Consider the following 25,033-nt stretch of genomic DNA (forward strand, 5'->3'; position numbering starts at 1 on the left):
CCGTCGGGACCGGCTCGCTCAGTCGCGTGGGCACCTGGTCAATGTTCACCCAGGAGTTTGGACAGGTACCGTGCGACGGCGCGCACGGCGGCCATGTTCGTGCCGTAGTCCATCCGGGTCGGCCCGAGCACGCCGAGCCGGGCGAGTTCGCCGCCGGCCAGGTACCCGCCGGCGACGATGCTCGTCGCGTCGAGCCCGTACTCGGCGTTCTCCACGCCGATGCGCGCCGCGACGCCGTCGTCGATCTGCATCTCACCGAACAGGCGGAGCAGGGTCACCTGTTCCTCGATCGCCTCGAGCACGGGGAAGAGCCCGCCCGAGAAGTCCTGCTCGCTCTTGGCGAGGTTCGCCGCACCGGCCATCACCAGGCGGTCCTGCCGGTTGGCGGCGACCTGCTCGATGAGGGTCGCGACGACGACCCCGGCGAGCGGTTGGGCGTCGGGGCGGATCTGCTGCGGCACCGCGCGGAGCGCCGTCGAGACGTCCTGCAGCAGCAGTCCGACGCTGGCGCCGTTCACCACCGTGCGGAGTTCGGTGAGCGAGCCCTCGTCGAGCGCCACGTCGGTCTCGACGACGCGCTGCTCGACCCGGGCGGTGTCGGTGATGAGCACGACCATCAGGCGGTTGTCGCCGAGGCGGACGAGCTCGATGTGCTGGACACGCGCGCGCACCATCGAGGGGTACTGCACGAGGGCGACCTGGTTCGTGAGCTGGCTGAGCAGCCGGACCGTGCGGCCGAGGACCTCGTCGAGGTCGTTCGGCGCCCCGAGGAACGTCTCGATCGCGTGCCGCTGGGCGCTGGACAGCGGCCGCGCGCCGGCGAGGTGGTCGACGAAGACGCGGTACCCCTTGTCGGTGGGGACGCGACCGGACGAGGTGTGCGGTGCCGCGATGAGCTGCTCGTCCTCGAGCTGGGCCATGTCGTTCCGGATCGTGGCGGCGCTGACCCCGAAGGCGTGCCGCTCGACGATCGTCTTCGAACCGACCGGCTCGCGCGACGCGACGTAGTCCCGCACGATGGCCTTGAGGACCTCGAGGCTGCGTTCGCTGACCACCCGGACCCCTTCCACTCGATCTGGCACTCGGACGTGTCGACTGCTGATCCTACGCCCGACCACCGACGGACCGGGACTTCTCCACACGCCTGCCAGTACGCTTCCGCCATGACCTACGGACAGCAGCCCGGTGGCCCCCAGTTCCCGGGCGGGTACCAGCCGCCCCAGCCCATGTCGCCCGAGGACCAGCGCCTCTGGGCCACGCTCACGCACATCGGCGGGATCTTCTTCAACTTCGTCGCGCCGCTCGTGGCCTACCTCGTCCTGCGCGATCGCGGCGGCTTCATCCGCGAGCACACGCGCGTGGCACTGAACTTCCACATCACGATGGCGATCGCCTACGTCGCCGCGGGCCTCTTGACCATCGTGCTGATCGGCGCGGTGCTCCTGCCGGTGATCGGGATCCTGACGATCATCTTCGGGATCATGGCCGCCGTCGCCGCCAACCGCGGGCAGTTCTACCGCTACCCGCTCTCGATCGAGTTCATCAAGCAGTAGCTCAGTCGAGCAGCTCGCGGACCACCGCGTCCGCGAGCAGGCGACCCCGCAGGGTCAACTCGATCCGTCCCCGCACCGCGGCCGACCCGTCCACGAGACCACGTGCGATGAGGCCGGCGACCCGGCCCCGTGCCTCCTGGCCCAGCTCGCTCGTCGCCAGCTCACCGCGGACCCGCGCGGCGAGCAGCACGCGCTCGACGTACCGGGTCTCGTCGTCGAGGGTCTCGCGGCCGGCCGCGGGCGACTCGCCCTGCAGCACCCGGTTCGCGTACGCGGCCGGGTGCTTCACGTTCCACCAGCGGGTGCCGGCGACCGCGGAGTGCGCGCCCGGGCCGACGCCCCACCAGTCGTGGCCCTTCCAGTAGGACAGGTTGTGCCGGCTCGCGTGGTGGTCGCCGCGGGACCAGTTCGAGACCTCGTACCAGGAGTACCCGGCGTCGCCGAGGACCTGGTCGGCCAGCTCGTACATGTCCGCCGCGAGGTCGTCGTCCGGCGCCGGCAGCTCGCCGCGTGCGACCATCCGGCCCATCGCGGTGCCGTCCTCGACGATGAGCGAGTACGCCGAGACGTGGTCGGGCGCACACGCCAGGGCCGCGTCCAGCGAGGTGCGCCAGTCGTCGAGGGACTCGCCCGGCGTCGAGTAGATGAGGTCGAGCGAGACGTCGAGCCCCTGCTGCTTCGCGGCGTCCACGACGAGCGGCACGCGCTCGGGGTCGTGCGTCCGGTCGAGCGTCGCGAGCACGTGCGGCACCGCGGACTGCATGCCGTAGCTCACACGGGTGAACCCACCGGCGCGCAGCGTCGCCAGGGACGACTCGTCGACGGAGTCCGGGTTCGCCTCGGTCGTGACCTCGGCCCCGGGCAGGATGCCCCAGGTGTCGTCGATCGCCCGCAGGATCATCACGAGGTCGGACGCCGGCAGCATCGTCGGCGTCCCCCCGCCGAAGAACACCGTCGACACCGGTCGCCGCGGGACGCCGGAGCGGTCGAGGACGTCCGCCGCGAAGCGGATCTCCTGCACGGCGTGCCCGGCGTAGTCGTCGCGCCGGACCCCGCGGAGCTCGGACGCCGTGTAGGTGTTGAAGTCGCAGTAGCCGCACCGCACGCGGCAGAACGGCACGTGCACGTAGACGCCGAACGGGACGTCACCGGCTCCGGCCGCGGGCGAGAGCAGCCCGTCCGCTGGTGCGGGATCGGCGATCGGGAGAGCACTCGGCATGGACTCCATTGTCCGTCATGATGGAGGCATGGAGCACCACCCCGTCCCCACCACGGTGCTGTGGGACATCGACGGCACCCTCGTGATGAACGCCTCCTCGCCGGGCAACCTCTACCACCTCGCGCTCGAGCGGGCGGTGGGTCGCGACCTCGTCCTCCGCGTCGGGCACCAGCACGGCCGCACCGACGCCGGGCTCATCGCCGAGCACGTCCGGGCCCACGACCTGGACGACTCGCTCATCCCCACCGTGAGCCGCCACCTGCACGACCTGACCGAGGAACGGCACGTGTCCGGCGACCACCGGAGCCCGGCGCCGGGCGCGATCGCCCTCGTCCAACGGTTCGCCGAGCTCGGCTGGCGCAACGGACTGCTGACCGGCAACTCCCCCTACCGCGCCCGCGTGAAGCTGCAGGGCGCCGGGTTCGACGTGGACGCGTTCGACTGGGAGCACTCGTACTTCGGCGATGCCGAGGTCGAGCGCAGCGGGGTGACCGCGCGTGCCGCCGAGGCCCTCGCGGGCAGCCGGGCCGTCATCGTCGGGGACACCCCGCGGGACGGCGAGGCGGCCGAGGCCGTCGGGATCCCGTTCCTCGCGGTGGCGACCGGAGTGTTCGACGTCGAAGCGCTCCGCGCCACGGGTGCCGTGACGATCGCCCGGAACTGCGTCGACGACGCGTCGCTGATCGAGGACGCCATCGCGGCGCTGCCGCCGCTCCGCCCGGTCGGCGAGGACTCCTAGCCGAGCGGACCTAGTCGCCGCGGAGCGCTTCGAGGTACCTCTGCGCCATCACCCGCTGCTGCCGACGGAGCAACGGGGCCACGAACTGCCACTTCCGGCTCGACGGCTGCGAGAACTGCCGGATCTGCAACCACACCGAGCCGTCCGGGGTCCGTTCGACGACGAAGGACTCCTCACCCGAGAGCGGGTGCCCCTCGAGCGTGCCGTACGCGAAGCCCTTGCGGTCGGTCTCGTCGATGATCGAGACGACCCGGACCGGCGCCTGCACCGTCTGGCCGAACGCGTGCATCGTCAGCGTCGCGCTCGTCCCCGCCGTCACGAGCGGCGTGCCGTCCGGGGCGAACTTCTCCACCCGGGGCGTCCCGATCGAGGCCGGGGCGATCGGCACGCCGTCCTCGTCGAAGGTCACCGGGTTGTAGCGGACCTCGTCGTCGTCGGGCTGTTCCTCGACGTGCACGCGGATCCCGCTGCGCTCCTGGATCTGCCAGGTCAGGGCCTGGGTCACCGCGGTCTCGAAGCGCTGGTCGCCGTGGCCGATCCGGGAGCGCGACTCGGACGGGGCGAACCCCTCCGGCGGGTACGTCATGAGGTCCGGCGCCTGGGTCGCACCCACGGCTCCGTACGTCAGGGCGGTCCGGTAGCTCCCGCGGGTACTCATGCGGCCCACTGTACTGGGGACTCGTCCCCCGGATCGAACCGAGTCGCCCTCGGGTGCGCAACCGGCGGTCCGCTTTCCGCGCGCCCCGAACTGGAGGCCCGACACCCGTCCGACACGCCCCTATCGTGGGTGCGTGCCCCGCTCCCCCCTCGCTCGCGCGCGGTCCGTCGACCGCACGACGGCCGCGTTCGCCGTCCTGACGCTCGCGGCGTTCGGACTGGCGGCGACGGCACGGGCCGCGGTCGAGTGGGCGACGGCCGGCCTCGGCGCTCCCTCCCGGTACGTCACGACGCCGCCGGGGGACGTCGACGTGTTCGACACCGCGAACGCCATCGCCGCGTTCGGGGCATGCAGCGCCGGAGCGGGAGTGCTCCTGTTCGGGGTGACGCTCGTGCTCGCGGTGCGCCGACACTCGGCACGCCGGCTGCCCTACGTGCTCGGGTTCTGCACGCTGGCGATGGTGGTCGGGTCGGTCGTGGCCGGGTTCGCCGCGGCGGCGCAGGCCGACTACGACACGGCTGCCGGACTCGTCATCCTGCGGACCGCACTCGCGGGACTGGCCGCGGCGAGCCTCCCGGCACTGGGCCTGGCAGCGTTGCGGGCTCGCGCCCGCCGCGTCTGACGCGCTCCGCTACTTCTTCTTCTCTTCGACGTCGCCGGAGAGCGCCGCGATGAAGGCTTCCTGCGGGACCTCGACGCGACCCACCATCTTCATGCGCTTCTTGCCCTCCTTCTGCTTCTCGAGGAGCTTGCGCTTGCGGGTGATGTCACCGCCGTAGCACTTCGCGAGGACGTCCTTGCGCATCGCCCGGATGCTCTCGCGGGCGATGATCCGGGCGCCGATGGCGGCCTGGATCGGGACCTCGAACTGCTGGCGCGGGATGAGCTTGCGCAGGCGCTCGGTCATCAGCGTGCCGTAGGCGTACGCCTTGTCGCGGTGCACGATCGCGCTGAACGCGTCGACCTGCTCGCCCTGGAGCAGGATGTCGACCTTCACGAGGTCGGCCGCCTGGTCCCCCGTGGGCTCGTAGTCGAGCGATGCGTAACCCTGGGTCTTGCTCTTCAGCTGGTCGAAGAAGTCGAAGACGATCTCGCCGAGGGGCATCTCGTACCGGATCTCGACGCGGTCCTCGCCGAGGTACTCCATGCCGAGCAGCGATCCGCGGCGCGACTGGCACAGCTCCATGATCGCGCCCACGTAGTCCTTCGGCGCGAGGATGGCCGCACGGACCATCGGCTCGCGGACCTCGACGATGCGACCGCCGGGGAACTCGGACGGGTTCGTGACCTCGGTCACGGTGTTGTCCTCGTTCGTGACCTCGTAGATCACGCTCGGAGCCGTGGTGATGAGGTCGAGCCCGAACTCGCGGCTGAGGCGCTCGGTGATGATCTCGAGGTGGAGCAGGCCGAGGAAGCCGCAGCGGAAGCCGAAGCCGAGCGCCACCGACGTCTCCGGCTCGTACACGAGGGCGGCGTCGGACAGCTTGAGCTTGTCGAGCGCCTCGCGGAGGTCGGGGTAGTCGGAGCCGTCGATCGGGTACAGGCCCGAGAAAACCATCGGCTTCGGGTCGGTGTACCCGGCCAGCGCCTCGGTCGCGGGCTTCTGCGCCGTCGTGACCGTGTCGCCGACCTTCGACTGGCGGACGTCCTTCACCCCGGTGATGAGGTAGCCGACCTCGCCGACGGAGAGGCCCTTCGTCGGCTTCGGCTCGGGCGCGGACACGCCGATCTCGAGGATCTCGTGCGTCGACTTGGTCGACATCATCTGGACCTTCTCGCGCGGGTGGATCGTGCCGTCCACCATCCGCACGTAGGTCACGACGCCGCGGTAGCTGTCGTAGACCGAGTCGAAGATCATCGCGCGGGGCGGAGCGTCCACGTCGCCCACGGGGGCCGGCACGGAGCCGACGACCCGGTCGAGCAGTTCGGCCACGCCCACGCCGGTCTTGCCGGACACGCGCAGGACGTCGTCCGGCGAGCCGCCGATGAGCTGGGCGAGCTCGGCCGCGTACTTCTCCGGCTCGGCCGCCGGCAGGTCGATCTTGTTGAGGACCGGGATGATCTCGAGGTCGTTCTCGAGCGCCAGGTAGAGGTTGGCGAGCGTCTGGGCCTCGATGCCCTGCGCCGCGTCGACCAGGAGGATCGCTCCCTCGCACGCCGCGAGCGACCGGGACACCTCGTACGAGAAGTCCACGTGACCGGGCGTGTCGATCATGTTGAGGGCGTACGTCTGCCCGTCGAGCTCCCACGGCATGCGCACCGCCTGGGACTTGATCGTGATGCCGCGCTCGCGCTCGATGTCCATGCGGTCGAGGTACTGCGCACGCATGGCGCGGTCCTCGACGATGCCGGTGATCTGCAGCATGCGGTCGGCCAGCGTGGACTTGCCGTGGTCGATGTGCGCGATGATGCAGAAGTTGCGGATCGCGTCGGCCGGGGTCGAGGCGGGCTCGAGCGGCGCGGATGCTTGTGGGCTCACGGTTCCTCGGGGTGGGTCGGACGGTCGAACGATTGTCCCACGTCCGCGCGGCGGCGGCGCGCACGTCCGGTCAGACCACGGCGTGCTCCGGCGCCGGCAGCGCACCCAGTCCGCGGCGCAGGTCCGCCGGCGTCGCCGCGAGGCAGACACGGATCCAGCCCTCGCCGGTCCGGCCGAACGCGCTCCCGGGCGCCACGGCGACCCGCTCCCGCTGGAGGAACCCGAGCGCCCACTCCGCGACGTCGCCCTGCGAGGCGTGGGACATGTCGATCCACAGGTAGAAGGCGCCCCGCGGGTCGAGGTAGTGGATGCCAGCGGCGTCGAGCACCTCCTTCGCGACGCCGAGGTTGGCGCGGTAGTGCTCGCGGGCGTCCTGCACGGCGGAGTGGTCCCCCACGATCGCCGCGAGGGCCGCCCACTGGTCGGGTTCGGCGACGCAGCTGATCATCGCCTCCTGGGTCGTCCGCATCGTCGGGCCGAGCCCCTTCGGCGTGACGAGGTACCCGACACGGACGCCCGTCATCGCGTAGGTCTTGCTCAGCGAGAAGACGGTGAAGACACGGTCGTCCTCGTCGAGGCTCGCCAGGCTGACGTGGCGCGTGCCGTAGGTGAAGTACTCGTAGACCTCGTCGCTGATCACCCAGAGGTCGTGCCGCTTCGCCAGGGCGAGCAGGTCGCGGAGGGTCTGCTCGCCGAACACCGAGCCGAGCGGGTTCGACGGCGAGTTCACGACGAGGGCGCGGGTCCGCTCGGTGATGCTCGCCTCGAGGGCCTGCAGGTCGGGCTCGAACCCGTGCTGCGGCTCGAGCCGGTACGGCACCGGCGTCGCTCCGATGATGTGGGCGTTCATCGTGAAGGTCGTGTAGCCGGGGTCCGGCACGAGGACCTCGTCGCCGGGGCTCAGCACGAGGGTCATCGCCTGGAAGAGCGCCTGCGTCGCGCCGATCGTCATCCAGATCTGCTCGACGTCGACCTCGATCCGGTTCTCGCGGCGGAGCTTGTCGCGGATGGCCTCCCGAAGCGGGGCGATGCCACCGTTCGGGGTGTAGTCGGTGCGGTCCTCGGTCCATGCGCGCCGGGCGGCCTCGCCGATGTGCGCCGCGACGGGCACGTCGGGTTCGCCGATGACGAGCATCGCGATGTCCGTGCCGGTCGCCTGGTCCGTCTGCTCGGCCTGCATGCGGGCGGCTTGCTCGAACACCCGGCGGATGCCGGAGGCGGGGACGGTCTCGATGCGGGGCGCGAGCGATGGCATGCTCGTCACGGTAGCGAACGGTTGTTGCGGCACGGTTTCGGCGTTTCGGTGCTTTGGTCCAGACGCTCCGGCCTGGTAATGTTGGTGGCTGGCTTCCGCGTTCCCCGCCCACGGGTGGAACGCGATGCGACCAAGGGCCCCTCTACCCAGCGGTCGCGACCACCCGTAGAGACGATCAAGGAGCAACACGCATGGCGAACATCAAGTCGCAGATGAAGCGCATCAAGACCAACCTCAAGGCCCAGGAGCGCAACAAGGCCTACCGTTCGGAGCTCAAGACGGTCATCCGTCACACGAACGAGGCCGTCGTCGCCGGCGACAAGGACAAGGCCGTCGCGGCCCTGACCCTCGCGTCGAAGAAGCTCGACAAGGCCGTGAGCAAGGGCGTCATCCACAAGAACCAGGCCGCGAACCGCAAGTCGGCCATCGCGAAGAAGGTCGCGTCGCTCTGACGCACTGACCCTTCTGGTCGAACAGGCCCCGCACCGTTCGGTGCGGGGCCTGTTTGCGTGCGCGGGGCGCGCGGGGCGCGGCGCGCGGCGCGGGGCGCGGCGCGGGGCGCCTGGCGCGCGGCGGGCGGCGGGCGGCGCGCGGCGCCTGGCGGCGTGACACGCGCGTTTCGACATGCTGCGTGTCGATCGACACGCAGTACGTCGCAACGAGCGTGCGGTGCCGTCCGAATCGCGTCGCGTGCGCAGTTCAGGAGGCGCGGCTCGCCTCAGCGCGCCTCGCCGCGCCGGGCGATGGTGCGGACCATGACCTCGAGCGCGTAGTGCGCGTCGCGCGAGCCACCCTTCACCGCGGTGTCGGCCTCGGCGATGCTGATGATCGCGTTCGCGAGCCCGGACTCGCTCCACCCCGCGACGTCACGCTGTGCCCGCTGCACCTGCCACGGCGCCATGCCGAGCGCCGAGGCGGCCTGACCGCTCGGCCCGCGGAAGGCACTGACCTTCGCCATCGTGCGGATCTTCGACGCGAACGCCGCCACGATCGGCACCGGAGCCTCGCCCGTCGAGAGCGCGTGCCGCAACTCGACGATCGCCGGAGCCGAACGGCCGGCGAGTGCGATGTCGGCGACCTTGAACGCGTTCGTCTCGACGCGGCCGCCGTAGTACTTGTCGACCACCTTGTCCGTGATCTCGGCTGCCTCGTCCGCGAGGAGCTGCCGGCACGCGGCCGCGAGCTCGGCCAGGTCGTCCGCGAACGCCGCGACGAGGGTGCGCACCGCCGAGGGCGCGATCTTCCGTCGGGCAGCGCGGAACTCCGCCGTGACGAAGTCGATCCGGTCGGTCTCGCGCTTGAGCTCGTCGCACTGCACCTCGACGCCCCCGCCGACACCGCTGCGGATCGTGTCGAGCAGCTTCTTGCCGCGCACTCCCCCACCGTGGCGCAGCACGAGCGTGACGTCGTCCGCCGGGGCACCGAGGTACGAGATGGTCTCGGTGATGAACGCGTCGGTGCACTTCTCGACGTTGGTGACCCGGACCAACCGGGGCTCGCCGAACAGGGACGGACTCGCGAGGGTGGCGAGGAGGCCGGGAGCGTACTGGTCGGCTTCGAGGTCGTGCACCTCGAGCGCGGGGTCCTCGCCCAGGAGCAGGTCACGCAGGACGCTGCTCGCTCGCTCGGCGAGGAAGGTCTCGGGCCCCGTGACGAGCACCACCGGCGCAGGGCGGATGCCCGACCAGGGCACCTGGTCGATCTTCGCTGCGGCGCGGACGGGCTTCTTGGCGGCCATGCCTCGATCCTACGGGCGACCGCTGACGCCGAACGCTCCGTCCACACCCGGAGGGCGTCGGGTCCGTCCCGTCCGACGACCACGGTCCCCTGCTGGTCGGTCCGGTACGCGCGGGTGCCCGCGGCCTCAAGCACGTCCAGCGCCGAGCGGGTCGGGTGGCCGTACGTGTTGTCCGCACCGACGCCGATGAGCCCCATCGCGGCCGCGGTCTCGCGGTAGAGCACCGGGTCCTGGTCGGCCGAACCGTGGTGCGCCACCTTCACGACCTCGATCGTGGTCCCGGGCCGGGCCTGCGCTCCGGTGTCGGCCCGGGACGCCAGGACACTGCGGAGCCGGCGCTGCGCGGTCTCCCCCAGGTCTCCGAGGAACAGCCCGGCGACACACGACGTGCAGCCCGGCCCGGGTTCCGTGCGGAGGACCAGACTCGCGTCGTTGCCGGCGTCCCGCGCACCCGACCGCGGCCACACCACCCGCCACCGGAGCGGCCCGAGCGTGCCCGACGTCGTGTCGTCGGCCGTGCGGACGTCGATGCCGGCGTCGACGAGCGACCGGAGGACGCGCTCGTCCTCTGCCCGACCCGTCGGCCCGACGAGCGCGGTCGTCACACGGTCCGCGACCGACGCGACCGCACCGACGTGGTCCCGGTCGAAGTGCGTCAGTACGAGCAGGTCGACTCGATCGACGCCGAGGAGGTCCAGGCAGGCGCTGAGACGCTCCGGATCGTCGCCGACGTCCACCAGTGCGGTGCCGCTCCCGCCGCGGACGAGCACCGCGTCCCCCTGTCCCACGTCGCACGCGGCGACGGCCCAGTCGCCGGGCAGCCCCGCGCGCACGACGAGTCGTGGCACGGCGACGGCCACGATCCCGACCGCTGCGACCGTGCACGCGGCGAGGAGCAGGCGGAAGCGGACCGCTCGGGGCGCGAGGACCGCCACCGCGACCGAGGCGCTCACGACGGCAGCGCCGACCACCCCGAGCACGCCGGCTGGCCAGGGCGCGGCGGCGTACGGGAGCGCAGCCGCTCCGTGCGCGACGCCTCCGATCGCGCTGGCGGGTGCCCACGCCACCGCGGCGAGCACCGAACCGCCCCACGGCCACAGCGGCGCGGTCAGGCACGCGGCGAGCCCGACCACCGTGACGATCGGCGCGAGCGGCTCGGTCAGCAGGTTCGCCGGGACAGCGTAGGTCGGGAACGTGGCCGACAACGGGATCGTGACCGGCCAGCAGGCGAGCTGCGCCGCGACGGGGATCGCGAGCGCTGCCGCCACCGGCGTCCACATCCGTCGTGCGAACAGCGCCGTCAGCGGCGGACCGAGGACCACGATCCCACTCGTCGCGAGCACCGACAGGGCGAATGCGAACGACCGGGCGTACCAGGGGTCGACGACGAGCATCCCGACCACGGCGAGGGCGATCAGCGGGACCCCGCGCACCGGACGTCCCGCGAGGTGCACCACGAGCACGACCACCGCCATCACCGTCGCCCGCACGATCGAGGGGTCCGGACGGACCAGCACCACGAACGCCAGCAGGAGCGCGATCGCCACCACCGCCCGACCTGCTCGCGGGAGGCCGACGACCCGCCCCAGCACGACCACGAGTCCCACGATCACCGCGCAGTTCGCGCCGGACACGGCGGTCAGGTGAGTGAGCGCCGAGGTCTCCATCGCTGCCTCGGTCGCGGGGTCGAGTCCGCTCCGGTCGCCGATCGCCAGACCGCGCAACAACGAGGCGCCGGGTTCCGGCAGGGTCGCGCTCGCGGACACGAACGCTCGGCGCGCCCGATCGGTGGCCGCGAGGAGTCCCGTCGGCGGCTCGGTCCGGACCTCACCGCGCAGGAACGCCACGAACGACGTCGTGTTCCCCGGCTCGTCCGCTTGGAGCGTCGCCACCCCGTGCACCCGACTCCCTGCAGCGACGGTCTCGGGCGCGCCCTGCGCTGCGGGGACGACCCGCACCGGCACGCGCAGTCCGTCGACGTCCCCCGCGCGCACCATGGTGCCGACGACCGACCGGTCACCAGCCGCGAGGTCCCGGTCGAGCACGACCTCGACGGCGGCCGTCCGGACACCGTCGAGGACGGCAGGGCTCCGCCGGTCGTCGCCGACCACCACGGCGACCGCCACCGTGGTGCAGAACGCGGCCGACGCCACCACGAGCCCCACGACGCCGAGAGCCCGCCGCGGACAGCCGACCACCAGCCATGCGATGCCGCCACACGCGACGGCCGCGCCGACGAGCCCGAACCACCCCGCGCTGCCGGGCACCCCGACCAGCACCGCCGCGCAGACCCACGCGGCCGACGCCGGACCGGCCACTCGCAGGTCCCGCACGCCGGGAGCGAGGTCGACCGCCACCGCCGGCCCCGATCAGACCCGCACGCGGTCGCGGAGCTCCGCGAACCGGACGTCACCGATGCCGCTGACGTCGAGCAGGTCCTCGACGGCGGCGAACCGTCCGTGCTCGTCGCGCCACGCGAGGATCCGGCCCGCGAGTGACGGCCCGATCCCGGGCAGGGTCTCGAGCAATGTCTGATCGGCCGTGTTGAGGTCGACGACGGCATCGTCGGCAGACCCGGCACCACCACCGGCACCATCCGACCCGGCTCCAGCACCGCCGCCGCCGCTCCCGCTCGAACCGTCGAGCGCTGCCGGGATGTCCGTCTCCCCCACCTTCGGCACGTACAACCGCTCGCCGTCCACCGGCACCCGCGCGAGGTTCAGCCGAGCCAGGTCCGCGTCGTCTCGAGCGCCCCCGGCCCGCTCGACCGCGTCGGACACACGGCTGCCCCCGGGAAGCGTCACGATGCCCGGACGTGCCACCGCCCCGACGACGTGCACGACCACGAGCGGGGCGGCCGACGAAGACGGAGGACCCCCACCCGGAGAACGGGACGGCACCGCTGACGGAGCACCCGCCACCGATAGCGGACCGTCGCCGTCACCGCTCGCAGACGATGACGAACCCGACCACGACCCGACCGCCACCACGACCCCGGCGACCAGGACGACGAGCCCCGCCAGCAGGACCGCCGTCCGCGGCGACAACGCCAGCCCAGCGGCCCACGACCGCGCAGACCCACCCGCCGACGCCGCCCCAGCCCCGCTGGACGGTCCCGTGGCTCCACCATCACCAGACGACATGCCCGCACGCTACGGAGCCCGACCACCCGGCCGGACCCCGCAACGACGATCGGTGGACGACCGTCCGCCCGCCCAACCTGTGGAGGACGAACGGCGCGCTACCCCTTGATCGCGATGTTCACGAGCTTCGGCGCCCGCACGATCACCTTCACGATCTCGCGGTCCCCGATGTACCGCTGGACGTTCGCCGACGCCCGAGCGAGCGCCTCCAGCTCCGACGGCTCGATCGACTTCGACACCTCGAACGAGTCCCGCACCTTGCCGTTGACCTGCACGACCGCGGTCAGCGACTCCTGCACGAGCAGCGTCGGGTCGGCCTTCCGCCAGCCGTACGTGGCGACGGTGGCCTCGTAGCCCAGCTTCTCCCACATCTCCTCGCCGGTGTACGGCGCGAAGACGCTCAGGCCGAGCGCGATGGTCTCGACGGCCTCGCGGACGGCGGGGTCAGCCGCGCCCGGACCGTTGTCGATCGCCTTGCGGGTGACGTTCACCAGGTCCATGAGCCGCGCGATCACGACGTTGAACTTGAACGACTCCATCATGCCCGGCGCATCGGCCAGGAACCGGTGCGTGACCTGCCGCAGGGCCCGGTCGCCGTCCGCCCACACGACGTCCGGCGACGACGTGACGTCGAGCGCCAGCCGGTAGGCACGGGCGAGGAAGCGAGCCGAGGCGGACGGGGAGACGTCCTCCCAGTTGATGTCGTCCTCTGGAGGCCCGGCGAAGCCCATCACCAGGCGGATCGCGTCGACACCGTTCGCGTCGAGCTCGTCACCGAGCGAGACGCCACCCTTCGACTTCGACATCTTCGAGCCGCCGGACAGCACCATGCCCTGGTTGAGCAGCGCCGAGAACGGCTCGGTGAAGTCGAGGTAGCCGAGGTCGAACAGCACCTTGGTCACGAAGCGCGCGTACAGCAGGTGCAGGATCGCGTGCTCGATGCCGCCGATGTACTGGTCGACCGGGGCCCACTTGCGTGCGACGGCGGGGTCGAACGCCTGCGTGTCGTCGTTCGCCGCCAGGAAGCGCAGGAAGTACCACGACGAGTCGACGAAGGTGTCCATCGTGTCGGTGTCGCGGAGCGCGGGGGTGCCGTCCACCGGGTTCGGCACGTTCACCCAGTCGGTCGCGCCACCGAGCGGCGAGGTGCCCTTCGGCTTGAGGTCGAGCCCCTCGGTGTCGGGCAGCCGGACGGGCAGCTGGTCCATCGGCACCGGGTGCTCGGTGCCGTCGGCGCCGTGGATGATCGGGATCGGGGTGCCCCAGAAGCGCTGGCGCGAGATGAGCCAGTCGCGCAGGCGGTAGGTCTTGGCTGCACGGCCGGTGCCGCGCTCCTCGAGCAGGGAGATCGCCGCGGTGATCGCGTGCTGCTTGGACATGCCGTCGAGCGGGCCGGAGTTGATCATCCGACCGGTGCCGGTCAGGGCCTCACCCGTCGACACCGGGTCGAGCGCGGGCAGGTCCTCGAGCGAGGCACCCTCGGGGATCACCGGGATCGCCCCGGTCACCGCGGCGTTCGTGTCGACGACGACCTTCACCGGCAGGTCGAACGCCCGCGCGAAGTCGAGGTCGCGCTGGTCGTGCGCCGGGACGGCCATGACCGCGCCGTGGCCGTAGTCGGCCAGCACGTAGTCGGCGGCCCAGATCGGCAGGCGCTCCCCCGTCAGCGGGTGGATCGCGAAGCGACCGAGCGGCACACCGGTCTTCGGGCGGTCGGCGTTCTGCCGGTCGATCTCCGACGTCTTCTGCGTGGCGACGAGGTATGCGTCGAACGCAGCCCGGACGTCGTCCGACACGGATGCGTCAGCCACCAGCGCAGCAGCCAGGTCAGAATCCGGCGCCACCACGAGGAACGTCACCCCGTGGATCGTGTCCGGACGCGTGGTGAACACCGTGACGGGCTCGTCGCGGCCCTCGATCACGAAGTCGACGTCCGCGCCGACCGAGCGGCCGATCCAGTTCCGCTGCTGCGCGATGACCTTCGCCGGCCACCGGCCCTCGAGCTGGTTGAGGTCGTCGAGCAGCCGGTCCGCGTACTCGGTGATCTTGAAGTACCACTGCGTCAGCTTCTTCTTGACGACGACGGCACCGGAGCGGTCCGAGGTGCCGTCCGGCAGCACCTGCTCATTCGCGAGGACGGTCTGGTCCACCGGGTCCCAGTTGACCCAGCTGTCCTTGCGGTAGGCCAGCCCCTTCTCGTACATCTTCAGGAACAGCCACTGGTTCCACTTGTAGTACTCGGGGTCCGAGGTGTGGATCTCGGTGGTCCAGTCGAACGACGGCGCGTAGCGCTTGAACGACGCCTTCTGCTGCTCGATGTTCGCGTAGGTCCAGTCCTTCGGGTCGACCCCGCGCTTGATCGCCGCGTTCTCGGCCGGCAGCCCGAACGAGTCCCAACCGATCGGGTGCAGCACGTTGAAACCCTGCTGCCGCCAGTACCGCGCCACGAAGTCGCCGAGCGCCCAGTTCTCGGCGTGCCCCATGTGCAGGTCACCGGACGGGTACGGGAACATCTCGAGGATGTACTTCCGCGGACGCGTGTCGTCGAGGTCGGTCGTGAAGAGCCCGAGCTCCTCCCAGCGCGGCTGCCACTTCTCCTGCAGACGACGGAAGTCGTAGGCGTTCGGGTCCTCGGGGTACGGCTCGGTGGTCACGGAACTCTCATTCAGTCTGGAGGCACGGATCACGTCCGTCGGACGCGCTCCGGTCATCAAGGATATAAGCCTGGAGGAACGGATCACCGCACCGGAGTCGACCCACCGCCGGCAGGTGCTCGGCTCACACCGCCGCGAGCCGCCCGTCGCGCATCCGCAGCGTCCGGTCGACGAGGTCCGCCGCCACCGGCACGTGCGACACGATGACGACCGTCCTGCCGTCCTGCCGCGCGGCCCCGACGAGGTCGCGCAGCACGGTGTCGCCGAGGTCGGGGTCGATGTCGGCCGTCGGCTCGTCGAGCACGAGCACCGGGAACGCGTGCAGGAGCGCCCGGGCGAGCGCGAGCCGGTGCGCCTGCCCGCCGGACACCAAGGCACCGCGCTCCCCCACGCCCGCGTCGAGTCCACCGCGTCGCTGCACCCACGACCCGAGCCCGACCCGGTCGAGCACGGCGAGCAGGTCCTCGTCGGTCGCGGTGTCGCGGGCGAACAGCAGGTTCTGCCGCACGGACTGGTCGAACACGAACGGGTCCTGCTCGATCAGCCCGACGCGGGCGCGGACGGCGTCGGGGTGCATGTCCTTCGCCTCGACCCCGTCGAGCGTGTACGAGCCCTCGTGGTCGACGAACCGGACGAGCGCGTCCACGAGCGTCGACTTGCCCGCGCCGCTCGGTCCCTCGAGCACGACGACCTCGCCGGGTCGGAGGTCCAACGACACCCGGTCGACGGCGGCCGCCGCGGCACCGGGCCAGCGCACCGACACGTCGCGGAGCGAGACGGCGACGGGACCGTCGACCACGAGCGAGGCGGGATCGGCGTCCGCGTCCGCCTCCGGGACGATGCCGGCCGGCACCTCCGCCGGGACGACCCGCTCCACCCGGTCGGCCGCGGCTCGGACCCGGCGCAGCGTCAGCACCGCGAGCGGGACCCCGCCGACGACCTCGAACAGGGCGAGCGGCACGAACACGGCGAGGGCCCAGAGCGGTCCGTCGAGCGCGCCGGTGACGACCGCGGGGGCGCCGACGGCCAGGATCCCGATGACCGCGCCACCGCCGACGAGGCCGACCAGGGCCCCGACGAGTGACTCGACCGTCCCCCGGCGCCGCACGGCCGCGGTCACCCGGGCGTCGAGCCGGGCGATGTGGTCGAGCCGTTCGTCGAGCGTTCCGTAGGCGGCGAAGACGTCGAGCGTCCGCACGGTGTCGAGCACGAGGTCGGCGACGTGCCCGCGTTCCGCGGCCGTCTGCTCGTCGGAGCGCCGTGCGATCGAGAGGGTGACGACCGACCCGAGCAGCGCGGCCACGGCGAGGGCGACGAGCAGCACGAGCGCCGCCGGCACCGACACGAACGCGACCGCGACGACGGAGAGCAGCGCGGCCACGCCGGCGGACACGAGCGGACCGACGACGCGGATGGGCAGGTCCTGCAGCCGGTCGGTGTCGGTGACGAGCCGCGTGAGGAGGTCGCCGCGACCGGTGGAGCCGAGTCCCGCCGGAGCGATCGACGACAGTCGGCGGTACATCTCGGTGCGCACGACCGCGAGCTGCCGGAACGAGGCGTCGTGTCCGGCGAGGCGGTCCACGTACCGGAGCGCCGCACGGCCGAGCGCGAACGCGCGGACACCCACCATCACGAGCGTCAGGTAGAGGATCGGCGGGTGCTCGGCCGCACGGGTGATGAGGTACCCGCTCGCGGCGAGGAGCGCCACGGCGCAGACCGCGCTGAGCGCACCGGCCGTGACCGCCTTCGCCCAACCGGCCCCGTGCGGCATCGCGAGCCGCAGGACGGAGGCGGGCCGCGCCTCCCGGGTCATGCCCGCACCCCGTCCGTGCTGGTGACCGCGACCGCGCCACCCGGTCGCCCGTCGACACGGGTGACCGCGACCGCGCCGTCCGGCCGCACGTCGACGCGGACGTCCGCCGCCGCGACGACCGCGGGCCGGTGACTCGCGACCACGACGACGGCCCCGTCGTCGGCGAGGCGGCGGAGCGTGCGGACGACGTGTGCTTCGGCGTCTGCGTCCAGCGCGGAGGTCGGCTCGTCGAGCAGCACGAGCTGCGTCCCCGTCCGCCGCGCGCGGTAGAGGGCGCGCGCCACCGCGACGCGCTGTGCCTGGCCGCCGGACAGGCCGCTGCCGCCGGAACCGACCTGGAGGCGCGGGTCGAGTCCCAGCCCCGCCTCGCCCAGGGCGGTGCGGACCGCTGGCTCGTCGGGGGTCGCGCTGAGCGCGACGTTCTCGGCGATCGTGCCGCGGACGAGTCGTGGGCGCTGGTCGGTCCAGGTCGTGCGCTCGGCGACCGTGCTGCCGTCGGGGCCCGGCACTGTGACCGTGCCGTCGTGGGGCAGGGCACCGCGGACCGCAGCGATGAGACTGGACTTGCCGGAGCCGCTCGGTCCGGCCAGGACGACGACCGTGCCCGGTCGGGCGCGGAGGTCGAGCGGACCGATCACGACGTCGGGACGGCGCACGGCGAGTCGGTCCAGCGCCAGGTGGTCTGCGGCGGGGACGGCTCCGGGACGTGCCGCGGGCGCCGTGGTGTCGTCGAGGACGTCGAGCACGGCGGTCGAGGCCTCGACGCCGTCCTGTGCCGCGTGGAAGTCGGCGCCGACCTGGCGGATCGGGGCGAAGGCCTCCGGAGCGAGGACGAGCACGAACATCGCGGCGCCGAGCCCGAGCGAGCCGTCGACGAGTCGGATGCCGATCGACACCGCGACGAGCGCGACGGACAGGCTCGCGGCGAGCTCGAGCGCGAACCCGCTCACGAACGACAGCCGCAGGACCCCGACGGTGCCACGACGGTACTCGTCGGTGACGGTGCCGATGCGTCCGACCTGGCGCCGCGCACGGCCGAAGACCTTGAGCGTCGCCAGCCCCTCGACCGCCTCGGTGAAGGCACCGCCGAGCTTCGCGAGCGCGTCCGACTGCTTCCGCTGGAGCGCCTGCGTCGCGAGGCCGATGAGGATCATGAACACCGGGATCACCGGAAGGGCGCAGAGCACGATCAGGCCGCTGGTCAGGTCGCCGAGCCCGATCGCGACGACGAGCATCGGCGTGGCGATCGCGGTGAGGGCCAGCTGCGGCAGGTACCGGCCGAAGTAGGCGTCGAGGGCGTCGAGCCCGGGGCCGAGCGTGGTCGCGAAGGCCGCACTCGAGCGCTCGGCGAGCCACGACGGTCCGCGCTCGGCCGCCCGGGCCAGGACGGTCGCGCGCAGCTCGCTCTTCACCTTCGCCGCTGCACGTGCGGCGAGGTCGTCGGTGGCCCAGGCGGCCACGGCCCGGACGACGAACGCCGCGCCGAGGAGCGCGAGCGCCGGGGTGAACGCGTCCGGGACGCTGCCGTCACGGACGGCGTCCACGCCGAGGGTCACCGCCGCGGCGATCCCCCACGCGATCGCGATGGTCGCGAGCGTGCGGAGGACACCGGTACCGGCGGCCGCGACGATGAAGCCACGGGCCGTCCGCGACAGCCGCAGCAGGCGCGGGTCGAGCGGCTTCACCGTCGCCGCCTAGTGCGCGGCCTGGGTCACGTGGGCCCGGGACACGCGCTTGCGGAAGATCCAGTACGTCCACGCCTGGTAGGCGAACACGAGGGGCACGAAGATCAGTGCCACCCAGCTCATCACCGTGAGCGTGTACGAGCCGCTCGAGGCGTTGTAGACGTTCAGGCTGTTCGCCGGGTCGTTCGTCGCGGGCATGACGTCCGGGAAGATCGCGGTGAACATCGCCAGGACGATCGCGGCGATGGTGACCGCCATGAGCGTGAACGCCCGGCCCTCCTTGCCCCAGGCGTTGCAGAGCACCGCGAGGACCAGGGCGAGCGCGGCGACGACGGACAGGACGATCGACGTCGGGGTGGACCGCACGAAAGCCATCCAGACCAGGAACGCTGCGCCGACGACGATCGTCAGCACGCCCGCCCGGGTCGCGAGGCGCTTCGCACGCGCACGGATCTCACCCTCGGTCTTCAGGGCGACGAAGACGACGCCGTGCGTGAAGAACACCAGCAGCGTCGCCACGCCGGTGAGCAGCGCGAAGGGGTTGAGCAGGTCGAACACCGTGCCGGTGTAGTTGTGGCCGGCGTCCATCGGGATGCCCCGGACCACGTTGCCGAACGCGACGCCCCAGAGGAACGACGGCACCGCGCTGCCGACGATGATCATGAGGTCGAACCGGCGCTTCCACTCGAGGTGCTTGTTCTGGTGCCGGTACTCGAACGAGACGCCGCGGGCGATGAGCGCCGCGAGGATGAGCAGGAGCGCCAGGTAGAACCCGGAGAACATCGTGGCGTACCACTCGGGGAACGCCGCGAACAGGCAGGCGCCCGCGACGATGACCCAGGTCTCGTTGAGGTCCCACACCGGGCCGATCGTGTTGATCAGGACCCGACGGTCGGTGTCGTCCTTGCCGAGGAACGGCAGGGACATGCCGACACCGAAGTCGAAGCCGTCGAGGACGAAGTAGCCGACGAAGAAGACGCCGACGATCGCGAACCAGAGAACGGGGAGATCCATCAGTAGACCGTCACTTCGTGCTTGACCTCGCCGGTCTCCTCGTCGACCTCCGCCGGGGCGGCGGGGCCCTCTTGCGCGACCTTCTTGATGAGCCGGAACTCGACCACCGCCAGGGAGCCGTAGATGAGCGTGAAGACGATGAGCGAGATGAGGACCTCGACCCCGGTGACGTTCGGCGAGACGCCGTCACTCGTCTTGAGCAACCCGAACACGAGCCACGGCTGGCGGCCCATCTCGGTGAAGATCCAGCCGACGATCATCGCGGCCATCGGCAGCGGGACGGTCCAGGTGGCGATGCGCCAGACCCACCGCTGGGTCGGGAACCGTCCCTTGCGGGTCAGCCAGAGCCCGACGAGCGAGACCAGCACCGCGCCGACACCGAGCGCGATCATCCAGCGGAACGACCAGTAGGTCACCCAGATGATCGGCTTGTAGTCGCCGGGGCCGTAGACCTGCGAGTACTGCGCCTGCAGGTCGTTGATGCCCTCGACCGTGCCGTTGAAGGTGTGCGTCGACAGGAACGAGAGCAGGTACGGCACACGGATCGAGAACAGCTCGTGCACGCCGTCCGGGGTGCCGAGCGTGAAGATCGAGAACGAGGCGTCCTTGCCGGTGGCGGTGTTGTACAGCGCCTCGGCAGCGGCCATCTTCATCGGCTGGGTGTCGACCATCGTGAGGCCGAGCTGGTCGCCGGTGAGCACCGTGAGCGCCCCCGCGGCCAGCATCGTCCACATGCCGAACTTCAGCGCCGGCATCATCGTCTCGAGGTTCTGGTTGCGCGCCAGGTGGTACGCAGCGACCGAGATGATCACCGCGGCGGCGACCATGAAGCACGCGAAGAGGGTGTGCGGGAAGGCGGCCAGCGCGACCTTGTTGCCGAGCACGGCCCAGATGTCCGTGAGCTCCGCACGACCCTTGGCCTCGTTCATGGAGAAGCCGACCGGGTGCTGCATGAACGCGTTCGCGGCGATGATGAAGTACGCCGACATGATCGTGCCGGCGCTGACGCACCAGATGCTCGCGAGGTGCAGGCCCTTCGGCAGGCGGTCCCACCCGAAGATCCAGATGCCGATGAACGCCGCCTCGAAGAAGAACGCGAGGATGCCCTCGAGCGCGAGCGGGGCGCCGAACACGTCACCGACGAACCGGGAGTAGTTCGACCAGTTCATGCCGAACTGGAACTCCTGCACGATCCCCGTCACGACGCCCATCGCAAAGTTGATGAGGAAGATGCGCCCGAAGAACCGGGTCAGCTGGAGGTAGTGCGCGCGCCCCGTCCGGTACCAGGCCGTCTGGAACACGGCCACGACGACGGCCATGCCGATCGTCAACGGGACGAAGAGGAAGTGGTAGATCGTCGTCAGACCGAACTGCCACCGCGACAGGAGGAGCGGATCGAGGATGTCGTTCATGCGGCGTTTCCGAGCCGGTTCGCCGCGCGCTGTTGGTGCACGTCAGTTGCTTCCTGTGGAGGGGAACTTCTGCTGTCACAACCGTTGGGACACGAACACGTTACCTCGCGGACACATGGTTCGACAAGTTGTAGAACCCTCAGTGCACGGATGTGCAGCGGGATTGCACGGCACAACCGTGCGGAACAACGGTGCGGGTACCTGATCCAGGAACGACGACAGGTGCCGGGCAGTTGCCCGACACCTGTCGTTTTGTACTGATCGAGTGCTACAGCAGGTCGTTGTCCTGCAGGAACGCCTTGGCGACCGAGGCCGCCGACTTCTGGTCGACCGAGTTCTGACGGTTGAGCTCGATGAGCGCGTCGGTCGTGAGGAGCTTGTTCACCTTCTCGATGGCGTCCGCGGCCTTCGAGTCGAGGTCCTTCGACACGATCGGGGTCACGTTGTTCGCCGGCACGAGGTGCTCCGGGTCCTCGAGCGTGACGAGCTTCTCGGTCTTGATCGAGGCGCTGGCGGAGTAGATGTCCGCGACCTGCGAGTCACCGTCCTGGATCGCCTTGATCGTGAGCGGGCCACCGGAGTCGTTCTGCTGGTTGACCTCGCCGGTGATGCCGTACTTCTCCTTGAGGCCCTTCGGACCGTAGGCGGCGGTGGCGAACTCCGGGTTGGCGGCGATCGAGATCGTCCCGCCGATCTTCGAGAGGTCGGCGATGGACTTCAAGCCGTACTTGTCCGCCGTCGCCTGGGTCACCGTGTAGGTGTCGGCGTCCGAGGCGTCGGCCGACGGCAGCGCCTTGACGTCCGACGGCAGGGCCGACTTCAGCGCGGTGTTGATGCCGTCCGTCGTCGTCTCGGTCGTGGTGGACTTGCCGTCCTCCTGCAGGAGGTAGTTGAGCAGGTTGCCGTTGTACTCCGGGAAGACGTTGATGCTCCCCTTCGCGACCTCGGGCCAGTACGCCTTGCGCTGACCGATGTTGAGCTTCTTGGTGACGGTGAAGCCCTCGTGCTCGAGCTCCTGCGCGTAGAGCTCGGCGATGATCTCGTTCGACGGGTACGCCTGCGAGCCGACGACGATGGTCTTGGAGTCCCCACCGCCGGAGCCGGAGGAGAGCGGGTCGCTCGACGAGCAGCCCGCGAGGGCGATGGCGGCCGCGGACGCGACGGCGATCGTCGCGGCGAGACGCCGGGTCGTTGCTGTGATCACGGGTGGGTTCCTTCCACAGGGGTTGATGCTCGTGGTGCTGAGCTGCGGGTGCTCCGACGCGACAGACGCGCCGACCCGGCGGAGACACCCGCGGGGACGGCGAGCCGCTGCAGCGCGGCGAAGACGATCTCGAACGCGATGGCGAGGGCGATCACCAGGAGGGAACCGCCGAGCACCTCCGCGTAGTCCGAGTTGGCGATGCCGGAGAAGGCGTAGCCGCCGAGTCCGCCGGCGTTGATGTAGCCGACGAGGGTCGCGGTGGCGACGACCTGCAGCACGGCGGCACGGATGCCGCCGACGATGAGCGGCAGGGCGAGCGGGATCTCGACCTTGCCGAGGATCTGCCACCCGGTCATGCCCTGCGCCTTGGCGGCGTCGATCACGACGCGGTCGATCGCCTCGACGCCGGAGTACGCGCCGGCGAGCACCGACGGGATCGCGAGGATGACGAGTGCGATGAGCGGCGCCCCGAGTCCGAGGCCGATCGAGAGTGCGAGCAGCGTCAGGACGCCGAGGGTCGGCAGCGCACGGATGCCGCCGGAGACGCCCACTGCGATCGAGCGTCCCTTGCCGGTGTGCCCGATCAGCAGGCCGACCGGCACGGCGATCGCGACGGCGATGGCGACCGTGAGCAACGTGATCCACACGTGCTCCCAGAGCCGGACGCCGACGGCGTCGGAACCGACGTTGTTCGCCGGGTCGAAGATCCAGGCGATGCCCTGGGCGAAGAGGTTCATGCGGAGACCTCGTTCGCTCGGACGTCGTCAGCGGCGCGGCGTCGGACGGCACGGGCGTTGCGGCCGCTCCCCCGTGTCCACGGCATCGCGAGCCGACCCACGGCCACGAGCAGCGCGTCGAACACGAGCGCGAGCACGATGGTCAGGACGATGCCCGTGAGGATCTCGGCGCTGATGCCGCGCTTGAGGCCGTCGGTGAGCAGGAACCCGAGGTTCGGCACACCGATGAGCGCGCCGACCGTGATGAGGCTGATCGTGGACACCGACACCACCCGGATGCCCGCGAGGAGGACCGGACCGGCGAGCGGCAGCTCCACCTTGAAGAACCGCTGTGCGGGCGAGTACCCGAGCGCCTCGGACGCCCCCACGACGTCCTGGTCGACCGCGTCGATGGCGTCGGCGGCGGACCGGGCCATCAGGGCCACGCCGAAGATGGTCATCGCGATCACGACGTTCACCGGGTCGAGGGTGCTCGTGCCGATGATCGCGGGCAGCACCAGGAAGAGGGGCAGCGCCGGGATCGTGTAGAAGAGGCTCGCGACGACGACGATCGTCGAGGCCGTCCCCCGGGCCACGCCGTTGCGCTTCCGCAGGCGCGATACGAGCAGGCCGATCGGGACGGACAGCAGGAAGCTGATGACGATCGGCGGGATCGCCAGCCAGACGTGCGCGATCAGGTTGTCGCTGATCGTGTCCGTGTTGCCGAGGACCCAGTTCACGCGTCGCCCCGCTGGTCCTGCGGCACTGCCTCGGCCGCGTCCACGACCTGCACCGGACCGGTGAGCACACCGGCGGCACGTCCTTCACCGTCGACGACGATCGGCCCCGTCGGCGTCTGCTCGACGCGGAGCGCACGGCGGCCGCGACCGGCGCCGATGAAGTTCGCGACGAAGTCGTCGGCGGGCTCGGCGAGGATCTCGGCGGGGGTGCCGAGCTGGGCGATCTCGCCGCCCTTCTTGAGGATGACGACCTGGTCGCCGAGCTTGAAGGCCTCGTCGATGTCGTGCGTGACGAAGACCACGGTCTTGCCGAGCTCGCGCTGCAGCCGGATGAGCTCGTCCTGCAGGTCGTTCCGCACGAGCGGGTCGACGGCACCGAAGGGCTCGTCCATGAGCAGGATGTTCGGGTCGACCGCGAGTCCGCGGGCGACGCCGACGCGCTGCTGCTGTCCGCCGGAGAGCTGCGAGGGATACCGGTTCGCGAAGGCACGGTCGAGCCCGACCGTGTCCATGAGTTCGAGGGCACGCTGGCGCGCGTCGGCCTTCGGGACCCCGGTCAGCAGCGGCACCGTGGCGATGTTGTCGACGACCTTGCGGTGCGGCAGCAGCCCGGCGTTCTGCATCACGTAGCCGATGCTGCGGCGGAGCTTGACCGGGTCGACGCCCGCGACGTCCTCCCCGTCGATCTCGACGGCACCTGCGCTGGGGTCGACCATGCGGTTGATCATCCGGAGCAGCGTGGTCTTGCCGCAGCCGCTCGACCCGACGAAGACCGTCGTGGTCCTCGAGGGGATGACGAGGCTGAAGTCGTCGACCGCGTTGGTGCCGTCCGGGTAGGTCTTGCGCACCGAGCGGAACTCGATCATGGGTGCCCTTCTGTTCGGAGGTAGCCCGACTCCGAGTGAGAGTACCCGTCGGGTGTGACACCCGTTCAGCCGTGACGGCGTGTGTCGTGTCCCGGACAGCGCGTGCGCAGCGTCCGGACGCGACGACGCCCGTCTCTCCTGTTCG

At 71.0% G+C, this 25,033-nt stretch carries 20 protein-coding genes and 1 pseudogene; 4 read left to right on the plus strand and 17 right to left on the minus strand.

Features of this window, described 5'->3' with window-relative positions; translation table 11 throughout:
• Positions 1-38 precede the first annotated feature (38 nt).
• Positions 39-1,055, minus strand: coding sequence for a heat-inducible transcriptional repressor HrcA (gene hrcA / locus WFH25_RS05460; protein WP_071301979.1), 1,017 nt, complete (start codon positions 1,053-1,055; stop codon positions 39-41).
• A gap of 108 nt (positions 1,056-1,163) precedes the next feature.
• Here hrcA and WFH25_RS05465 point away from each other — a divergent pair, with 108 nt between their 5' ends.
• Positions 1,164-1,553, plus strand: a complete 390-nt coding sequence (locus WFH25_RS05465; protein WP_070418687.1) for a DUF4870 domain-containing protein — start codon at positions 1,164-1,166, stop codon at positions 1,551-1,553.
• A 1-nt stretch (position 1,554) separates the two neighbouring features.
• On the opposite strand, the gene hemW is transcribed toward WFH25_RS05465, so the two are convergent.
• Positions 1,555-2,772 (minus strand): radical SAM family heme chaperone HemW, encoded by a 1,218-nt coding sequence (gene hemW / locus WFH25_RS05470; RefSeq protein ID WP_071294875.1) that lies wholly within the window; start codon positions 2,770-2,772, stop codon positions 1,555-1,557.
• Positions 2,773-2,800: 28 nt separating this feature from the next.
• Here hemW and WFH25_RS05475 point away from each other — a divergent pair, with 28 nt between their 5' ends.
• Positions 2,801-3,511 carry an HAD family hydrolase gene (locus WFH25_RS05475; RefSeq protein WP_336697055.1) on the plus strand — a complete coding sequence of 237 codons (711 nt, stop codon included), beginning with the start codon at positions 2,801-2,803 and terminating at the stop codon, positions 3,509-3,511.
• A gap of 10 nt (positions 3,512-3,521) precedes the next feature.
• On the opposite strand, the gene WFH25_RS05480 is transcribed toward WFH25_RS05475, so the two are convergent.
• Positions 3,522-4,169 carry a DUF1990 family protein gene (locus WFH25_RS05480; RefSeq protein WP_336697056.1) on the minus strand — a complete coding sequence of 216 codons (648 nt, stop codon included), beginning with the start codon at positions 4,167-4,169 and terminating at the stop codon, positions 3,522-3,524.
• A gap of 133 nt (positions 4,170-4,302) precedes the next feature.
• Here WFH25_RS05480 and WFH25_RS05485 point away from each other — a divergent pair, with 133 nt between their 5' ends.
• Positions 4,303-4,791 carry a hypothetical protein gene (locus tag WFH25_RS05485; protein ID WP_071294817.1) on the plus strand — a complete coding sequence of 163 codons (489 nt, stop codon included), beginning with the start codon at positions 4,303-4,305 and terminating at the stop codon, positions 4,789-4,791.
• Between the two features lie 9 nt (positions 4,792-4,800).
• Here WFH25_RS05485 and lepA read toward each other — a convergent pair whose 3' ends face one another.
• Together lepA and WFH25_RS05495 are read right to left on the minus strand one after the other, a co-directional pair.
• The gene (gene lepA / locus WFH25_RS05490; RefSeq protein WP_071294816.1) at positions 4,801-6,648 is read right to left on the minus strand and encodes a translation elongation factor 4; all 1,848 of its coding nucleotides are present in this window, start codon (positions 6,646-6,648) and stop codon (positions 4,801-4,803) included.
• A gap of 70 nt (positions 6,649-6,718) precedes the next feature.
• A complete protein-coding gene (locus WFH25_RS05495) occupies positions 6,719-7,903 on the minus strand; it encodes a pyridoxal phosphate-dependent aminotransferase (protein ID WP_336697057.1) in 1,185 nt (394 codons plus the stop codon).
• Positions 7,904-8,094: 191 nt separating this feature from the next.
• Here WFH25_RS05495 and rpsT point away from each other — a divergent pair, with 191 nt between their 5' ends.
• Positions 8,095-8,355: a 30S ribosomal protein S20 gene (gene rpsT, locus WFH25_RS05500; protein ID WP_070418682.1), complete on the plus strand. Its 261-nt coding sequence runs from the start codon at positions 8,095-8,097 to the stop codon at positions 8,353-8,355.
• A gap of 266 nt (positions 8,356-8,621) precedes the next feature.
• On the opposite strand, the gene holA is transcribed toward rpsT, so the two are convergent.
• From holA to WFH25_RS05560, 12 genes and pseudogenes are all read right to left on the minus strand, one after another.
• Entirely contained in the window at positions 8,622-9,641 is a 1,020-nt protein-coding gene (holA, locus tag WFH25_RS05505; protein ID WP_071294815.1) for a DNA polymerase III subunit delta, read from the minus strand.
• Positions 9,642-10,012: 371 nt separating this feature from the next.
• Positions 10,013-11,638, minus strand: a pseudogene (locus WFH25_RS19355) (ComEC/Rec2 family competence protein); the annotation flags it as partial.
• A 372-nt stretch (positions 11,639-12,010) separates the two neighbouring features.
• Positions 12,011-12,481: a ComEA family DNA-binding protein gene (locus tag WFH25_RS05515; RefSeq protein WP_254790729.1), complete on the minus strand. Its 471-nt coding sequence runs from the start codon at positions 12,479-12,481 to the stop codon at positions 12,011-12,013.
• Positions 12,482-12,882: 401 nt separating this feature from the next.
• A complete protein-coding gene (gene leuS / locus WFH25_RS05520; RefSeq protein ID WP_442892401.1) occupies positions 12,883-15,495 on the minus strand; it encodes a leucine--tRNA ligase in 2,613 nt (870 codons plus the stop codon).
• 67 nt (positions 15,496-15,562) lie between these two features.
• Positions 15,563-17,251: a thiol reductant ABC exporter subunit CydC gene (cydC, locus tag WFH25_RS05525; protein ID WP_336697060.1), complete on the minus strand. Its 1,689-nt coding sequence runs from the start codon at positions 17,249-17,251 to the stop codon at positions 15,563-15,565.
• Positions 17,248-18,936 carry a thiol reductant ABC exporter subunit CydD gene (gene cydD, locus WFH25_RS05530; RefSeq protein ID WP_336697061.1) on the minus strand — a complete coding sequence of 563 codons (1,689 nt, stop codon included), beginning with the start codon at positions 18,934-18,936 and terminating at the stop codon, positions 17,248-17,250. Before cydD ends, cydC begins: the two co-directional genes overlap by 4 nt.
• A 9-nt stretch (positions 18,937-18,945) precedes the next feature.
• Positions 18,946-19,950, minus strand: a complete 1,005-nt coding sequence (cydB, locus tag WFH25_RS05535) for a cytochrome d ubiquinol oxidase subunit II (RefSeq protein ID WP_071301876.1) — start codon at positions 19,948-19,950, stop codon at positions 18,946-18,948.
• Positions 19,950-21,362 carry a cytochrome ubiquinol oxidase subunit I gene (locus tag WFH25_RS05540; protein WP_070418675.1) on the minus strand — a complete coding sequence of 471 codons (1,413 nt, stop codon included), beginning with the start codon at positions 21,360-21,362 and terminating at the stop codon, positions 19,950-19,952. The genes cydB and WFH25_RS05540 overlap by 1 nt, the downstream gene beginning before the upstream one ends.
• A gap of 268 nt (positions 21,363-21,630) precedes the next feature.
• The gene (locus WFH25_RS05545; protein ID WP_070418674.1) at positions 21,631-22,566 is read right to left on the minus strand and encodes an ABC transporter substrate-binding protein; all 936 of its coding nucleotides are present in this window, start codon (positions 22,564-22,566) and stop codon (positions 21,631-21,633) included.
• The gene (locus WFH25_RS05550; protein ID WP_070418673.1) at positions 22,563-23,303 is read right to left on the minus strand and encodes an ABC transporter permease; all 741 of its coding nucleotides are present in this window, start codon (positions 23,301-23,303) and stop codon (positions 22,563-22,565) included. Before WFH25_RS05550 ends, WFH25_RS05545 begins: the two co-directional genes overlap by 4 nt.
• Positions 23,300-24,022, minus strand: coding sequence for an ABC transporter permease (locus WFH25_RS05555; RefSeq protein WP_070418672.1), 723 nt, complete (start codon positions 24,020-24,022; stop codon positions 23,300-23,302). The genes WFH25_RS05550 and WFH25_RS05555 overlap by 4 nt, the downstream gene beginning before the upstream one ends.
• The gene (locus tag WFH25_RS05560; protein WP_092387602.1) at positions 24,019-24,888 is read right to left on the minus strand and encodes an ABC transporter ATP-binding protein; all 870 of its coding nucleotides are present in this window, start codon (positions 24,886-24,888) and stop codon (positions 24,019-24,021) included. Before WFH25_RS05560 ends, WFH25_RS05555 begins: the two co-directional genes overlap by 4 nt.
• Positions 24,889-25,033: the final 145 nt, after the last annotated feature.

This window comes from Curtobacterium sp. USHLN213 (assembly GCF_037144815.1).
Lineage (GTDB): Bacteria > Actinomycetota > Actinomycetes > Actinomycetales > Microbacteriaceae > Curtobacterium.

What these genes read in the sequence shown, in the direction of transcription:
- WFH25_RS05465 (WP_070418687.1), top strand. Translation starts at nt 1,164, where the DNA reads ATGACCTACGGACAGCAGCCCGGTGGCCCCCAGTTCCCGGGCGGGTAC.
- hemW (WP_071294875.1), bottom strand. Translation starts at nt 2,772, where the DNA reads ATGCCGAGTGCTCTCCCGATCGCCGATCCCGCACCAGCGGACGGGCTG.
- WFH25_RS05475 (WP_336697055.1), top strand. Translation starts at nt 2,801, where the DNA reads ATGGAGCACCACCCCGTCCCCACCACGGTGCTGTGGGACATCGACGGC.
- WFH25_RS05480 (WP_336697056.1), bottom strand. Translation starts at nt 4,169, where the DNA reads ATGAGTACCCGCGGGAGCTACCGGACCGCCCTGACGTACGGAGCCGTG.
- WFH25_RS05495 (WP_336697057.1), bottom strand. Translation starts at nt 7,903, where the DNA reads ATGCCATCGCTCGCGCCCCGCATCGAGACCGTCCCCGCCTCCGGCATC.
- rpsT (WP_070418682.1), top strand. Translation starts at nt 8,095, where the DNA reads ATGGCGAACATCAAGTCGCAGATGAAGCGCATCAAGACCAACCTCAAG.
- holA (WP_071294815.1), bottom strand. Translation starts at nt 9,641, where the DNA reads ATGGCCGCCAAGAAGCCCGTCCGCGCCGCAGCGAAGATCGACCAGGTG.
- leuS (WP_442892401.1), bottom strand. Translation starts at nt 15,495, where the DNA reads ATGACCGGAGCGCGTCCGACGGACGTGATCCGTGCCTCCAGACTGAAT.
- cydC (WP_336697060.1), bottom strand. Translation starts at nt 17,251, where the DNA reads ATGACCCGGGAGGCGCGGCCCGCCTCCGTCCTGCGGCTCGCGATGCCG.
- cydB (WP_071301876.1), bottom strand. Translation starts at nt 19,950, where the DNA reads ATGGATCTCCCCGTTCTCTGGTTCGCGATCGTCGGCGTCTTCTTCGTC.
- WFH25_RS05540 (WP_070418675.1), bottom strand. Translation starts at nt 21,362, where the DNA reads ATGAACGACATCCTCGATCCGCTCCTCCTGTCGCGGTGGCAGTTCGGT.
- WFH25_RS05550 (WP_070418673.1), bottom strand. Translation starts at nt 23,303, where the DNA reads ATGAACCTCTTCGCCCAGGGCATCGCCTGGATCTTCGACCCGGCGAAC.
- WFH25_RS05560 (WP_092387602.1), bottom strand. Translation starts at nt 24,888, where the DNA reads ATGATCGAGTTCCGCTCGGTGCGCAAGACCTACCCGGACGGCACCAAC.